The 15,345-nt window shown below is 37.2% G+C and carries 14 protein-coding genes and 2 riboswitches; of the genes, 6 read left to right on the top strand and 8 right to left on the bottom strand.

Annotation, left to right across the window (positions count from 1 at the left end; genetic code table 11):
• Positions 1–1,677, bottom strand: a complete 1,677-nt coding sequence (gene cobJ, locus ACQKNX_RS08770) for a precorrin-3B C(17)-methyltransferase (protein WP_427428567.1) — start codon at positions 1,675–1,677, stop codon at positions 1–3.
• 3 nt (positions 1,678–1,680) lie between these two features.
• On the bottom strand, positions 1,681–2,052 hold the full coding sequence (locus ACQKNX_RS08775; RefSeq protein WP_401010180.1) for a (2Fe-2S) ferredoxin domain-containing protein: 372 nt from the start codon (positions 2,050–2,052) through the stop codon (positions 1,681–1,683).
• A 138-nt stretch (positions 2,053–2,190) separates the two neighbouring features.
• A riboswitch (cobalamin riboswitch) is annotated at positions 2,191–2,370 on the bottom strand.
• 255 nt (positions 2,371–2,625) lie between these two features.
• Positions 2,626–2,809: riboswitch (cobalamin riboswitch) on the top strand.
• Positions 2,810–2,948: 139 nt separating this feature from the next.
• Between ACQKNX_RS08775 and ACQKNX_RS08780 the strand changes: the two genes are divergently transcribed.
• The 5 genes from ACQKNX_RS08780 (at position 2,949) to ACQKNX_RS08800 (ending at position 9,231) form a co-directional block, all read left to right on the top strand.
• A complete protein-coding gene (locus ACQKNX_RS08780) occupies positions 2,949–3,695 on the top strand; it encodes an energy-coupling factor ABC transporter permease (protein ID WP_401010182.1) in 747 nt (248 codons plus the stop codon).
• Position 3,696: 1 nt separating this feature from the next.
• Entirely contained in the window at positions 3,697–3,969 is a 273-nt protein-coding gene (locus ACQKNX_RS08785) for an energy-coupling factor ABC transporter substrate-binding protein (protein ID WP_173478982.1), read from the top strand.
• 3 nt (positions 3,970–3,972) lie between these two features.
• On the top strand, positions 3,973–4,746 hold the full coding sequence (gene cbiQ, locus ACQKNX_RS08790) for a cobalt ECF transporter T component CbiQ (RefSeq protein ID WP_427428568.1): 774 nt from the start codon (positions 3,973–3,975) through the stop codon (positions 4,744–4,746).
• Positions 4,743–5,579 (top strand): energy-coupling factor ABC transporter ATP-binding protein, encoded by an 837-nt coding sequence (locus ACQKNX_RS08795; protein WP_427428569.1) that lies wholly within the window; start codon positions 4,743–4,745, stop codon positions 5,577–5,579. The genes cbiQ and ACQKNX_RS08795 overlap by 4 nt, the downstream gene beginning before the upstream one ends.
• Before the next feature lie 130 nt (positions 5,580–5,709).
• Entirely contained in the window at positions 5,710–9,231 is a 3,522-nt protein-coding gene (locus ACQKNX_RS08800) for a S8 family peptidase (RefSeq protein WP_427428570.1), read from the top strand.
• A gap of 105 nt (positions 9,232–9,336) precedes the next feature.
• On the opposite strand, the gene ACQKNX_RS08805 is transcribed toward ACQKNX_RS08800, so the two are convergent.
• The 4 genes from ACQKNX_RS08805 to ACQKNX_RS08820 form a co-directional block, all read right to left on the bottom strand.
• Positions 9,337–9,954 (bottom strand): NUDIX hydrolase, encoded by a 618-nt coding sequence (locus ACQKNX_RS08805; protein WP_427428571.1) that lies wholly within the window; start codon positions 9,952–9,954, stop codon positions 9,337–9,339.
• Positions 9,951–10,595 (bottom strand): HAD family hydrolase, encoded by a 645-nt coding sequence (locus tag ACQKNX_RS08810; RefSeq protein WP_427428572.1) that lies wholly within the window; start codon positions 10,593–10,595, stop codon positions 9,951–9,953. Before ACQKNX_RS08810 ends, ACQKNX_RS08805 begins: the two co-directional genes overlap by 4 nt.
• A 246-nt stretch (positions 10,596–10,841) precedes the next feature.
• Positions 10,842–11,282 carry a GNAT family N-acetyltransferase gene (locus ACQKNX_RS08815; protein ID WP_401017424.1) on the bottom strand — a complete coding sequence of 147 codons (441 nt, stop codon included), beginning with the start codon at positions 11,280–11,282 and terminating at the stop codon, positions 10,842–10,844.
• Positions 11,283–11,474: 192 nt separating this feature from the next.
• Positions 11,475–11,720: a YkuS family protein gene (locus tag ACQKNX_RS08820; protein ID WP_401017425.1), complete on the bottom strand. Its 246-nt coding sequence runs from the start codon at positions 11,718–11,720 to the stop codon at positions 11,475–11,477.
• A gap of 231 nt (positions 11,721–11,951) precedes the next feature.
• Between ACQKNX_RS08820 and ACQKNX_RS08825 the strand changes: the two genes are divergently transcribed.
• Complete coding sequence (locus ACQKNX_RS08825) at positions 11,952–12,500, top strand: GNAT family N-acetyltransferase (RefSeq protein WP_427428573.1); 549 nt, start codon at positions 11,952–11,954, stop codon at positions 12,498–12,500.
• A gap of 55 nt (positions 12,501–12,555) precedes the next feature.
• On the opposite strand, the gene ACQKNX_RS08830 is transcribed toward ACQKNX_RS08825, so the two are convergent.
• Entirely contained in the window at positions 12,556–13,794 is a 1,239-nt protein-coding gene (locus ACQKNX_RS08830) for a DNA polymerase IV (RefSeq protein WP_427429175.1), read from the bottom strand.
• A gap of 38 nt (positions 13,795–13,832) precedes the next feature.
• Entirely contained in the window at positions 13,833–15,236 is a 1,404-nt protein-coding gene (locus tag ACQKNX_RS08835) for a PLP-dependent aminotransferase family protein (RefSeq protein WP_427428574.1), read from the bottom strand.
• Positions 15,237–15,345 lie beyond the last annotated feature (109 nt).

Raw genomic sequence — 15,345 nt, forward strand, 5'->3', positions numbered from 1 at the left:
CTAGTCGCCGCACGGAGCTGGCTCTACTTTTATTTTTGACGACATATCTTGATACGTAAAATGCAATATTTTTTTCACCCGTTTGAAGTACTTAAATAAGCGTTCATTTGGATGTGCATTTGCCTTATATTCTTCAATAATGTCTGTAATAAGTGGAATAAGCTGTTCTGGCTCTAGCCCCTCTACAACTGGCTGTGCCGCATGTGCTGTACGCCCTACTGGTTTCGCACCGATAAAAACATCAAATTTACTTTTTCGATAGACGATACCTATATCGTCAAATACTGCACGATAACACGCCATGCCACAGCCATTAAAGCCAATATTCAGTGTTTTAGGCAACGACAACCCACCAAGCTTTGCTTGAATCTCCTCTGCATACGGAATTGAATCTGCCTTCTCGCCATAACAGAAGTCACAAGCCTTTAATGACAGCACATCCCCAATTGGTGCGAGTAAAAAGCCTACTTCTCTTAACTTTTCAGTAATAATTTCTGGCTCTGTCGTTGGAATTTTTAAATGAATTTGATGGTCTGGTGTATATTCCATCGTGCCTTCTTCTCCCACAACTTCAGCTAACGTCATCATTTGCTGTGGAGTGAAAAATTTATTTGCTACCCCAGGACTGACAGCAAGTTCAAAAATCGACTCCATTTTTTGCTGAACTAACTTCGTTGTTGCCTTTGTGACAGTTGTTCCTTTCACCATGGCTAGTGCAGTTGCTGCCATTTCTAGAGATGATTTTTCTTGTACCGATACAGGCGTAGGTGCTATCGCGTTACTACTTTTCAGACGTCCTGCATTTGGATCTGCAGCAAAGTCATGGCTAGCAGTACCTGTTTCTTGATTCATTGCCCACGGTTCATTTTCTTCTCTTAAACGCTGGTGTGGACGTAAAGGCTGTTTTTCTTCTCCAAGTGTATATTTGCGCTGATAGCCACGCGGTGTAATCATTTTATTGTCATAGAAAAATGTTGATGAATTACCAATAATAACTGTAGTTAACATGCCGATATCATGCTCAAGCATCTCTGCTAAAGTTGTCATCGTGATTTCCTGGCGATCTCGGTAGGCACTTTTCACAAGTCCTACAGGTGTATCAGGTGATCGATATTCTAGTAAAATCCGTTGGGCTTCTACAATTTGACGTGTACGGCGACCACTTTTGGGGTTATATAACGCAATGACAAAATCGGCCATCGCCGCAGCTTCCACACGCTTTGCAATTAAATTCCAAGGTGTTAAATGATCACTTAAACTAATCGTGCAAGAATCATGCATAATCGGAGCGCCTAGCAAACTTGCACACGAATTAATAGCAGAAATCCCTGGCACAATTTCGACTTCAACACCTGTTGCTTCCGTCCATCCAAGCTCAATTAGTACTTCATATACAAGTCCAGCCATCCCGTATACGCCGGAGTCACCACTCGAAATAACAGAAACGATATTTCCAGCCTCCGCTTGACGTACCGCTTCTTGTGCTCGTGACACTTCTTCTGTCATACCAGTACTAACAATCGACTTCGCACTTACTAAATCTTGAATGAGCTCAACATACGTTTTATAACCGATAATAAATTCACTTTGTTGTAATGCCTCTACAGCACGTGTCGTAATATGCTTGAAGTCCCCAGGTCCAAAGCCTACAACAAAAATCTTTCCTTTTTGCGCCATTTTTTACCCCTCTTTCACCTTGTCGATGCCTTTAATGGCTGTTGTTTGTGGAGTACGTTGCAACGTACCTTCTGTCAGTGTAAAAACATGCTCGCTATGTAAAGAATCATGGTTTAAATCTTGTACAAGTGTTCTACCATGCTCAACTGTTGGTACACGATACCAATTTCCCTGTGGATACGCGATCACAACACAAGCATCTTTACATCTGCCATTACAACGCGTTCTTGTCGTATGTATTTCCTTATCGAGTGCTAATTTCTCTATTTCGTCTCGTATTGCAAGCGTAATTTCCTCAGCTTCTTTTTTCATGCAACTACTACCATTACAAATAAAAAGATGGGTTTTCATGCCCTCTAAATTCCAAGTTGTCATTGCTTTTCTCCCCTCATTCTACTTTTAGGAAAAAGAAAAAACCTTTACTCGATATCGAAGAGTAAAGGTTTTATAGAAGCCAAAATAAAAACGAATATACACGTATCCGCTCTCGCTTCACTTCTCCCTCCGAAAAGTTTGCATGTCATCAACTAAGCAGGTTTCCTGACTTAAGCTTCCTCTTACTTTCGCGCCTTCCCAAATCTTCAGTGGCATTGCGATTTCATCAGCTATTACAGTAGCGGGGGCTGTACCGGGTTTACACCGATTTCCCTATTATCTCGAAGCATTTCGAGCACTTAATGATGGATTTATATTTAAATTTTGAAATGAAATGTTAATAAAACGAATATAAAACTGTTTCTATCATAGCCTATCATTTTTATATTTTTCAACATTTCTTTTTTATTTATTAGATTTTTAATAAAATTTCAACAAATATTTCATTGAAATTGATTGATTTTCTCTGACGTTTATCTGAATTTTCTAGATTTTTATTCTATAAAAAAATTTTTTACAAAAAAAGGATAGCTTATGATTAGAAAAACATGTTACACTTCTTCGTGAAAACTCACAACTTCATCTTTTTTCGGTGCGAAGTGTATACATTTTGCTTAAAAGGGAAGCCGGTTCAAGTCCGGCGCGGTCCCGCCACTGTACTAGGGAATTTTATAGAAAATGTCACTGTCCATAGGACGGGAAGACCTATAAAATGTTGAACTAAAGCCAGGAGACCTGCCGAGGAAATCGTGATCGTTTCAACCTACGAGGATAGGTGTGCGGCTTGGCAAATGACAATTCTATTTGCTTTTTCAGCTATGCACTTTTCCGAAACGGAGAAGTGCTTTTTTATTGCGCACGCTACATTCGAAATTTACTGTTGAGGAGGAAAGGTTTTGAAATTTTCTTTTTGGAAACTTAGTTATTTCTTAGTGGCTTTTTTACTAGTACCAAAACGAGCGTTTGCCATGCATATCATGGAAGGATTTTTGCCGATTGAATGGGCGATTTTTTGGTGGGTCATTTCGATTCCATTTATTATTTTAGGATTACGTTCTATTCGTAAAACAATAGACGAAAATCCTGAAACGAAAATGATATTAGGCTTATCAGGTGCATTTGCATTCGTCTTGTCGGCACTGAAAATTCCATCAGTAACAGGAAGTTGCTCACATCCTACTGGTGTTGGCCTTGGTACAGTTCTTTTCGGACCATTAGCCATGAGTGTCATTGGAACAATCGTTTTATTATTCCAATCATTACTTTTAGCGCATGGTGGTATTACAACTTTAGGTGCAAATGCTTTCTCTATGGCGATTGTAGGACCAATTATTGCGTACTATGTCTTTAAAGGTTCTCAAAAAATCGGTCTATCATTCTCTATTGCTGTCTTTTTTGCAGCGATGCTTGGGGACTTAGGTACATATGTTGTCACTTCAGTTCAATTAGCACTGGCTTTCCCTTCTGAAGTAGGAGGCTTTATGGCTTCATTCACAAAATTTGCAGGGATTTTTGCTTTAACGCAAATCCCTCTAGCAATTAGTGAAGGGATTTTAACAGTTATCGTTATGAATTTCTTAAAAAAATACAATGTGAGCGAATTAAAGGCACTACGTGTTTTCTCAGCAAAGGAGGCACATTAGGATGAAGAAAAATTTACTGCTACTAGCTGTCGTTGTACTTTTAGCAATTATCCCTCTTTTCGTACAAAAAGGTGCAGAATTCGGTGGTGCAGACGGAGAAGCTGAAGCTGCAATCGGGGAAATTAATGCAGAATATGAACCGTGGTTTGAAAGCTTATGGGAGCCACCAAGTGGTGAAATCGAAAGCTTATTATTTGTATTACAGGCTGCTATTGGTGCTGGCTTTATTGGCTATTTCGTAGGCTATATGCGCGGCAAGCATAAGGAAGGTTAAACGATGTTACTCATTGATAAGTATGCTTATATGAATAAACTAGCGTCCGTTCATCCGTTAGAAAAAATGACGTTTTCCTTAGGGTTACTGCTATTGTCGCTTATCGTGAGAGATGAACTTATTTCACTCATTACATTTATTGTAATGAGTGCTTTTATCATTTTAGGCGCAAAAATCCCTTTCCAATATTATGCGAAATTACTATTGTTACCAGGATTTTTTCTGCTATCCAGTTTACTATCTATTTTGATTTCAATTGCACCAAATTCAAGTAACCTCCCAGCACATTTCTGGGCATTTTCTCTTAGTAATTGGACTTTTTTCATCGGAAATGAAAGCTTGATCACAGCACAGCAGCTATTGTTCTCTGTATTAGGCAGTATTAGCTGTTTATACTTTTTAATTTTAACGACATCGGTCCAATCTATTTGTCACGTCTTACGTCAATGGCGTCTGCCTGCTTTATTTGTAGAATTAGTAGAGCTAACGTATCGATTTATTTTCATCTTTTTAAATAGCATGCAAAAAATTCATCTTGCTCAACAATCACGCCTTGGCTATCAATCACCTATGCAATGGCTACGGTCAATTTCCATGCTTATTGCAGCATTATTTGCGGAAATGTTTCAACGTAGTCGTGAATTAAATAATGCGATGCAAGCACGTGGTGGCGAATCTGTCTATTGGCAAGACAGTGTATGTTATAGCAAGAAAAACTGGTTTGGAATTGTTTTTACTTTTTTATTCCTCATATTATATGGAGGTTTTTTCTCATGACAGAGCTTTATTTTGATCTTAAACATTTATCATATGCCTATGCAGATGGTACCGAGGCACTTACAGATATTTCATTGCAAATTCCAAAGGGGAAAAAAATCGCCCTACTAGGTCATAATGGTGCTGGCAAATCAACACTATTTCAGCATCTAAATGGAATTTTAAAACCGACCGATGGCAGCATTTCGTTTTGCAACGAAGCGCTTAGCTATTCTAGAAAAGCATTATCAGCATTACGTCAACAGGTCGGCATCGTATTCCAAGATGCTGACAATCAACTTTTTTCAGGCACAGTAAAGCAAGATATCGCTTTCGGGCCATTAAATCTTGGCTGGTCTCAAGAAAAAATCGAGGAAAAAATCGCCTGGGCTGTCGCGCAAACAGAGGTTGAGTCATTACTTGATAAGCCCATACATTTTTTAAGCGTCGGACAGAAAAAACGTGTAGCCATGGCAGGTGTGCTGGCAATGGAACCTTCTGTATTACTATTAGATGAACCGACTGCTGGACTAGACAATTATTATGCTGCACAACTTTTACATTACTTAGCTAAATTAGAAAATGGAGAACGAACTTTTTTATTGGCGACCCATGATATCGCTTTGGCTTATGAATGGGCGGATCAATTAATTGTTATGGAGGCTGGGAAAATCATTTACAATGGGGATCCGGTTGAATTGTTCTATCAAGAGAAGTTACTTGAACTAGCCCATCTTGAACGACCTTGGGTTTTTGAAATAACGCTCGCCTTACAAAACAAAAAGCTATTTGACGGTAATATGTCGATGCCTCGATCAAAAGAAGACTTACAAAGACTTATCGAGCAGCTCTAAATTGTTTGGGTGCCAGGCACTCAAACAATTTTAAAACAATTGAAAAAAATTTATTGAGATATGAAACTTTTCTATTTTCCATCCGTTATAAATAGTGAAATGTCATATTTTACTCAAGGAGGAAAAACAATTGAAAAACTGGGTGATGAAATCAATCGCTGTCGTAGCATGTTCTGCACTAATGGTTCCTGCTGCTTCTGCCTTTGCCGAAGCACCACAGAACCCAGAATTGGTGACAAGTATGCTCGCTAGCAACAAAAGGCAAGCATTAAAGCAGTTCAACTATCAAACAGGAGGAAACGAATGGATTAGTGCCGATACTATTATCGTCAAACATTCGGGTCTTGCGAAGACCGTACATAGTAAAATTGGTTCAAAAGTAATTCGATCGATTCCTTCATTAGGTTACGAAGTAATCCAACTAAAAAAAGGCATAACATTAACAGAGGCTGTTTCGTATTATGCCAAGCAAAACGGAGTCAAAAGTGTATCTCCAAGCTACAAGTACCAATCCTTTAATAATGTAGTAGATCCAAAGAAAAAGGATATGTATCATTTAAATCTACTGCAAATTGATAGGGCTTTATCATTAGCAGGAAATCATGAGGTCAAAGTAGCAGTTATCGATTCTGGTGTAGATTATAAACATCCAGATTTGAAGTCTCAAATTCTTCCACCATATAATGCTGCAACACCTGCCAACACTACCTTTTCTGATCCACATGGGACGCATGTAGCAGGCATTATTGCAGCTACTAAAGATAATGGGCTTGGTGGACATGGTATTTTTCCGTCAGCAAAGATTCTTCCAATAGATGTCTTTAACGGCAAACAAACTGCAAATGATTTCGTTATTGCACAAGGTATACTTTACGCTATTGAACAAAACGCTGACGTTATTAATATGAGTCTCGGTGGCTACGGAGAATCTCCCCTAATGCAGGAAGCCGTTAAAAAAGCAATCGATAAAGGCATTACGATCGTAGCCGCTGCAGGGAATGATTCAACAGATCAATACTCCTTCCCCGCTTCTTTCGAAGGTGTCATTAGCGTTGGTTCTACAAATGAACGCAATAAACTATCAAGCTATTCCAACTATGGGCCATCAGTGGATATAGTAGCGCCAGGAGAAGAAATTTATAGTACCGTTTATGATGGAAAAAAGGGATCCTCCTTCACAGCATTTAGCGGGACTTCAATGGCATCACCTGTAGTTGCAGGTGTAGCAGCCTTACTAAAATCAAAATATCCTACTTTAAAGCCTCATGAAATAGAGGCTATACTCGAAATGACCGCAAAGGATTTAGGTGAAAGAGGCTACGACCTCATCTATGGACATGGCCTCGTCGACCCATTAAAAGCATTACACTTCGATTTAAACAACCTACCAAAGCGCTATTCTGAAACAAAAGATGAGCGCCTAACTAATGCCAAAGTGCTTAATAAAAATAGTATGAATACCGAAAAAGGCGAATTCAAGCTACCAGATGAAAAGAAATGGTATAAGATTGAATTAGATGCAGGGGAATATGTACAACTGTCATTAACAGGTGCTAACAACTATGATTATGCATTTGACTTATACTTCTACCCTACAGGTCAAAAAGATGAGTCTGAAACTATCAATGTCAATGATGTCCGCGCAGGAAAACAAGAAGGCTACCTTTATAAAGCAGAACAAGCAGGAACGCTTCTTATAGGCGTTAAAGATTATAATGGAAGCTATAGCTTAAAAGGTGCATCTAACTTCATTTTCACAGCTGAAACGACGAAGGAATTACCTATCGATTCATTAGCAATAGACAGTGCATACAATATTCAACAGTTCCCATTTAGTACGGCAGGGGAAAATTATACGTTACTTTCAGAGGATCAACAGATTGACAAAGATTACTTTACTTTTTTAGTAACTGAACCATCTACATTAAAATTTGATTTATCAGGTATACCAGGTGTTACAGCGGCAATGGAAATCTATCTAAAAAGTGATTTGGATAGCATCTCAACAGAACAAGTAGAGGATGAAGAACAGGATGAAAATGCCCCCTACCCAATACAATCATCTTTCAGCTCAGAAAAAGGTGAAAATGTAAGTATCGTATTTGATGCAATCCCTGAGGAAGAGTATGTATTAAGTGTATCCAATGACAACAGTGGCGTAATCTCAATCGATATTCTCCTTAGTGGCGGTATTGATAATGAGGAAAAGTCGACCATTAATGAATCCATTATTCCCTACACGTTAAAAGGAGAAATTGTTCATCTTCCTGAAGATGAAGACGGACTTCCTTTGAATGAGCCAATTGGTGAAGACGTTGTACAAAACAGTGAAAACGCGCCAGCTCCATTAAAAGGAAAGAAACGGGAACGAGTAAATAATTTTTTAAATATAACTATAGGTTCAGATTTTGAGGAAAATGGTATAGATGCTGACCTTATTATGAAAAATGCGATTCCTTACAATATCGGTGAAAGTCAAAAAGCATACTTTCAAACGGAATATGATGAAGATTATTTCGTATTTACCGCTCCAGAAGATGCGATTTATGGTTTCCAAATTAAAAAAGGATATAATCATATGCCATCCGCTACTTTATTAGAATATGACGAGGAAAAGAATGAATTGCTACCACTTTCTTCATTAACGAATGATCCAGGGCTAATAGGTCTACTTTACGGCATAACAATTGATGAAAACGATGCAAAAGCAATAGCATTGAAAAAAGATAAAACTTATGTTGTTAAAATTGTTAATTTTGGTGGCCGTTCCATCGAACCATATTCACTTACATCAAGTAAAATGGCAGCTATACCTGAAAACAAAAACAATGAAATTAATACAGACATCAATGCTCAAACAATTGAACCAGGTATCGATTATCAAAATCATCTCCTCTATAATGATGATAAAGATTACTACTACTATAAACATCGGGGCGAGGATACAGTGTTGAGTCTGCTGTTATCTTCCGTTCCATATACAAATAAACAACTCAATCAAATACCAAAGGAACTACAATTTGACTTGAAATTTTCTGGTTCAATTATTGAGGATACAAACGGCAATATGCAAATCGATGACGAAGAACTAGCGACAGAAATACCGTTTGGACAAGGTGAAAGTTTATTTGAAATATTTCTTGGTCTCTCAGGTACTTCAGAGGTCAACACATCTTTCCTAGCGAAAAGAAATCGCGGTTATTTTATTACACTTAACGGCACGGACATTGGGCTCTTATCGCTTCAACCATACACATTATCTGTATTTAATCATAAAAATGTGGATGAAGATGCAGATTCCACATTAGTGCATGGTGTGCCAACAAAACCAACGAAGCTAACGAAAAACGGCGATAAATATGTGGCTAACCAATATTTAAATGCTAGTGTGCCATTTGGCGATAAAGACTATTTCGAATTCTACAATGACCGCAGACGCGATGTGTTCTTCTCCTTACAAACTGAAAAAGGTTTAGATGGTGTAATTCGTATTATTGATGCAAATGGAAAAACGGTTGAAACATTAGATCTATACGGAGCCAAAGATACTGAAGTAGGTTCCGTTGAACTAGATAAAGGAACATACTATATAGAGGTTAGTGAAGTAAACGGCAAAGCTAGTACACAACCATATACGCTCGAAGTACAGTAACTAGCGACTGCTAAAGTAAAAAAAGGGCGAAAGGCATCGAGTTGAACTTTCTCGATGCCTTTTGTCTTTATGCCCAATAACTTCGTTCGAAAAATAGCTTTCATCTTAATCAAATAATGTTTTCTTTTCTGGTGTCCGTAAAAATTCAAAGAGTATATCTATTTGTGCCATAGTATTTCTATTAGTAGAAAGCGGCGGTAAATTGTGTTGCGAAAAAAATTGAACGTTATTCGTTTCAATACCTATAGTAGCTTCCCCTCCAATAATCTCACACAAAATAAATATCTTATAGTAATGATATGGTTCAGGAGGGTGCTGGTGTTTATTTTTGTCGAATAACGCAAGAAGTCTTACTGGCATTACATCATAACCAGACTCTTCTTTAATTTCCTTTACTACATTCTCTGAAGGAGATAATCCAATATCACAAAACCCTCCTGGTAATGCCCATTTATTATCAATATTCTCTTTTACCATTAATATTTGATTATTTTTAAAAACTACACCACGAACATCAACTTTTGGCGTTTGATATCCTGTTTCATTCGTAAATAAATCTTTAATTTTGGTCATTTCAAGTTCAGTGTGTTGTGACATAATCTCTGCACTAATGTTACGTAATTCCTCATAACGCTCGATATCATAGATATCCTTAGAAAAAGTTAAGCCCGCTTGAGATAATGCTTGTATTTTTTTTGCCCATTCCAACCATTGGTAACTCATAAAATGCCTACTTTTAAGGACTGCTTGAATTCTGTGACACTTTTTATGATTGAATTTGGTTGTTCGTTGAACTCTTCTGTTTGGTATTCGGGTAACCATTGTACGCCAATCGTATAGACATTCGCTTGAAAACCTGCAACGATATCAGCATCACTATCTCCTATATAAACCGCCTCAAAATTTTCAACCTCTAAAAGAGATAATGCTTTTACTAAACCCTCTGGATCGGGTTTAGGTTTTAATACATCATCACCAGTTATAATGACATCAAACAACCCTTCCATATCTAATGCTTTTAGAGAGATATCCAAGCTTCTTTTTGCCTTTCCCGTGAAAATTCCTATTTTTATATTTGACTCTTTCAAAGAGGTCAATAATTCACGAATTTCAGGATTAACTTCTACCAAACTTTTATGTAATTCGGAATATTGAGCATAGTAATATTCGATAGCTTCTTCCTTGTTAGGATCTGAGAGATTATTTCTAATAATACCTGTTTCAGAAGGACCAAACATTTCCTTAATCTCATTTGAAGTAAGATCCTTATTATCATAGTCTTTAAATACTTTTTGAAAAGCAGAATAACAAATTGGTAAAGTATTCGCCAATGTTCCATCAAAATCAAATACGATAGCTTTCATATTTTGCTCCTTTTAGTTTAAATAAGTTAGTAATTCCAAGCACATTGTATAAATAGTTGGAATCCCTTAATCCCTCTAGTTCTTATTATGATTGTTTGCCCTCCTTTAAAGTTATTAATATATATATTTTACAAATGTTTCTAAAACCCTTTTAATTATTTGAGACTTGCGTCTTTAAACCTATTACTCTATCGTAAATACAATACAAAAAAGCATCTTCATCCAAAATGGATGAGATGCTTATTCTTAATTAAAATACTTAACATAATTACAATATTGATCTTGTTTCATATTAAGATTTTCATATAACTTTCGTGCATGAACATTATCTGTAGCCGTTTGAAGTGTAACATACCGTGCATCTTGTTGCTCACAATATTGAAACACCTTCTCCATCAATGCTTTGCCCACCCCTTGGCCTCTAGCATCGTCAGTTACATATATATCATTTAATATATATGCACGCTGTAATGCGATAGATGAAAAAGTTGGATATAATTGTGCGAAGCCAATCGTTTTCCCATTTACTACAGCAATAAAAATAATGGATTCTTTCAAAGCCATTCGTAATTGGATAAATGCTTTAGCACTACTTCTATCTGATTCAAGTCCATAAAACTGGCGGTATTCATCAAATAGCACTGTTACTTCTTCTAATTCATCCATAGTCGCGTGAAGTATTTCCATTTCATTTTCTCTCCCCTTATGTCTACCCATGATTGTTAAAAATATGTAGCTATTGTTAATTATAAAGGAAATGCTGTTATAAAGATATTATGAATAGTACTTCAGAAATGAAATTAGCTAGCTTCTTTTGGAAATTAAAAGGCGCCGCTCTGAAGTCATTTCAGACTTCAAAACCAGCACCTATTGCCATATTTAGTGGAAATAATGATCTACACGTTGTATTACTTCATCAGCAGAAAGCCCAGCCGCATCGATAACAGGTCCTGCCATAATAGGATCGCTAATTCCCATAACATCTCTGTCTTGCCCTGTAATTACGCAAGCATCGCATTTTTTTGCATCCTCTTCATTACGAAGCTGAATCACTTCATAACCTTTTGCTTTTAAAGCATTTTCAACATTTGATAATGATTGTTCCACACCGATAATTTTAGACATTTTTCTTCCACCTCCTATATGTTAATGTGCCATATAGGTTTGCTAATTATTCACTTATTTCATTTTTTGTTATGAACAAAACGACATTATCGGAACAAAGATGTTAATTGTTCTAACAATTATTTTCTAGTAAAATACAAATTTAATTACCTAAAATATACAAAATAACCATTATACGTGTTATACTACTTTTTCATAGCATTAAATAACTGGAAGAATAGGAGGAATAACATGATTTATAGTAAAACTGAAAAAACACTAGAAACAGATCGTCTACTGCTACGTCTTTTTAAAGAAACGGATGCGCAAGAAGTCAGTAATTATTGCAACAATTACAATATCTACAAAAGCACGTTGAATTTACCATATCCATATTCATTAGATTGTGCTCTTACATGGATTGCAAATCATGAAAAGCACTATGACTTAGATAAAATGTATGAATTTGCAATTACAGACAAACAAAGTGGTCAGTTATATGGGGCAATCGGTATTTCAAATAATCAACAATACAAAAATGGAGAAATCGCCTATTGGATTGGTGAAGAGCATTGGGGCAATGGCTATGCAACAGAAGCAGCCAAGGCACTAATCGATTTTGTGTTTTCAGAGAAAAACTATCATCGTGTTTACGCTCGCTATTTTAAATCAAATCCCGCTTCTGGAAAGATTATGGGGAAATGTGGTATGCACTATGAAGGTACGCTTAAAGACCACATTTATAAAAATGACTCATTTGAAGATATTGTTTTTTACGGAATTATTAATCCGATGAAATAAAAGGCGCAGGTGGGGGCTTACGTACGTAATACCCCTTTCGGTCTTAGGTCCACTCCTATTCGTGATCGTCTAAAAAATCTTTGCTAAAGCTTGTTTGTGATTGATAAGAAGATCGTTTACCTATATCAACACCTCGTTTAATGATGCCTTTCCCAAAGCGCCCTTCAATCTCATCTACTACCTTTAAAATAGGCTCGTCTTTTACATGCTCTTCAAAATTGAAAATAGACAGCTGTTGACTATAATCTTTTCGATCAACTACATTCGAAACAGTTACACCGAGTAACCGAACAGGCGACTCGTCCCAATGTTTATCAAAGAGCGCACAGGCAATCTCAAAAATATCTTCAAAGCGATAAATTACATTCGTCATCGACTTTGAGCGAGTATGATTATGCCAATCAGAACCCCGTATTTGAATACTAACTGTGGAACCTGCTAGTCGTTTCGCATCGAGTCGTTCTGCTACTTTTTTGCACAGCCCATCAATGGTTTTATGCAGGAGTCGAATATCTGTTACATCTTGCGGTAACGTCGTAGAATTGCCGACACTTTTTGTATCATAAATGGCATTTGGGTCAACTTCTCTTGTATCGATTCCATTTGCTCTTGCACGCAGTCTAACTCCATTCTTACCTAAAGTATGCTTGATTTTATGTTCCTCAACCATAGCCAAATTGCCGATTGTAAAAATACCCTGGTCATTTAACTTTTTGGCTGTACTTTCACCAATACCATGCATTTTGACTACTTCAAGTGGCCAAAGCACTTGTTCTATATCCCGTAGTCTTAGCACTGTAATACCCATCGGTTTTTTCATATCTGATGCTGTTTTGGCTAAAAACTTATTAGGGGCAATACCAATAGAGCAAGGTAAATCCAACTCTGTTAATAATCGAGTTTGTATTTCCTGGGCAATTTGAAGTGCATGGCGTTCCTTACTTAATAGTGTAACATCCATATAGCCTTCATCAATTGATACTGGCTCCACCAGTTCCGTATAGCTTCGTAAAATAGCAAACATTGCTTTAGAAGCCTCACGATATTTTTGAAAATCTGGTGGTAGCAACAATAGATCTGGACATTTTCGTTTCGCTTCATGTACCGTCATTGTCGTATAAACGCCAAGCGCCCTCGCCTCATATGAACATGTCACTAATATTCCCCGACGCTCCTTTGGGTTGCCTGCAATTGCGATCGGTTTCCCTTTTAAACTAGGGTCATGCGCCTGCTCAACAGATGCATAAAAACTATTCATATCAACATGAAAAATAATCCGTCCTTTATGTTCCATCATTTCACCACACATACCATTATTATGTACTATCTATTTTAATCTATAAATGTATAGTCACCATCACTTTCGAGCAATTCCTTTAACACCGTTAAGGCTTGCTCTAGCTGCATGCTATTTTCAGGTGCAGTAATTGCCAAGCGGACTGCATTTACAGGTTTTGTATTGCCTACCGCAAAACGCTCTGCAGCATACACTTGTACGCCCGCTTTCGATGCAAGTAATTCAAACTGCACACCAGTAAATTTTCCAGGCAATATAAGCCACCTAAAAATGCATTCATCATTGCCTAAAATGTTGTATTCACCTAAATATTGATTAACTAGGGCATTTTGCTGTTTAGCATATAATCGGTGTTTCTCTAAGATTGTTTGTGCAACACCATCTTGAATTAATCTAGCAGTAAGTTCTACCATGACTGGTGATACAGATATATTAATATTATATAATGTTTCAATAATTTTCTTTCTTAAAGCACTAGGCGTTACAACAAAAGATAGCCTTAACCCAGGTGAAATTGTTTTGGACACACTTGCAATATAAACTACCTTTTCTGGTGCATAAAATGCGATAGGCGCAAGTGGCTGTTCCTGTAAAAAACTATAAATCGCATCCTCAATAACGATTAAATCTTTTTGCCTTGCCACTTCTGCAATCATTTTCCTAGTGTCGATTGACATTGTATGGGTAGTTGGATTATGAAAATCAGGAATAACATAAAGTCCTTTTATATGTTCATTTTTGCAAGCATATAAGAGCCCTTCTTTTGTCATCTCTCCATCTTTTTGCTGAATAGCCACTAGCTGTATGCCAAGCATATTGGCCGCCGTTTTTATCCCAGCATATGTAATCGGATCTGTTCCGATACGATCTCCTGGATGAAACAATGCTGCTAGTGTACCGACAATTGCATTTTGCCCCCCTGTCCCAAACAATATCGGCTGATCTGTTTGAAAGCCGACTTTTTCCAAAAGCTTTGCTACAGCCTCTGTTTGCCAGGCATTCGCCTCAGGTCGCCCATATTGAAATAACTTACTAAAATTAGAATCATTCAGCATTTTTTTCATATAGCGCGTTATTTCCTCATTGGCATAAGTTGCAGGCAATACTGAGCCCAACTCAATCATATGAGCAGAATGACTTGTAGGTAATAAAATTTTATTCGTGGCGGCATCAGATGAAACAAATGTACCGCTCCCTATTGAAGCATAAATGAGCCCTTTTTGTCCGCAAAGCTTAAACGCACGAGTAATGGTGCTTAAATTTACATCTAAAAAATCAGCAAGCTCTCGTTGTGGTGGCAACTTTGTACCTGGCAATAAAATGCCTTCTTTAATATCCTGTTCAAGCTGCTCAGCAATTGCAATATATATCGGCCCTGAAATATTGCGGATATTCGGCTTCCAGCTCATTGGGTATTCCTCAAATGAATTGAATGGCATTTTTCAAGCCCCTTTCTTTCGCATTTGCATACAATATTTTAATTGTCTTGCATACAATCATAATATTGTATGCAAATGATTACAATGATATAATTTTTAAAAAATCAGA

Source organism: Lysinibacillus sp. NPDC093712, from assembly GCF_050280025.1.
Lineage (GTDB): Bacteria > Bacillota > Bacilli > Bacillales_A > Planococcaceae > Lysinibacillus.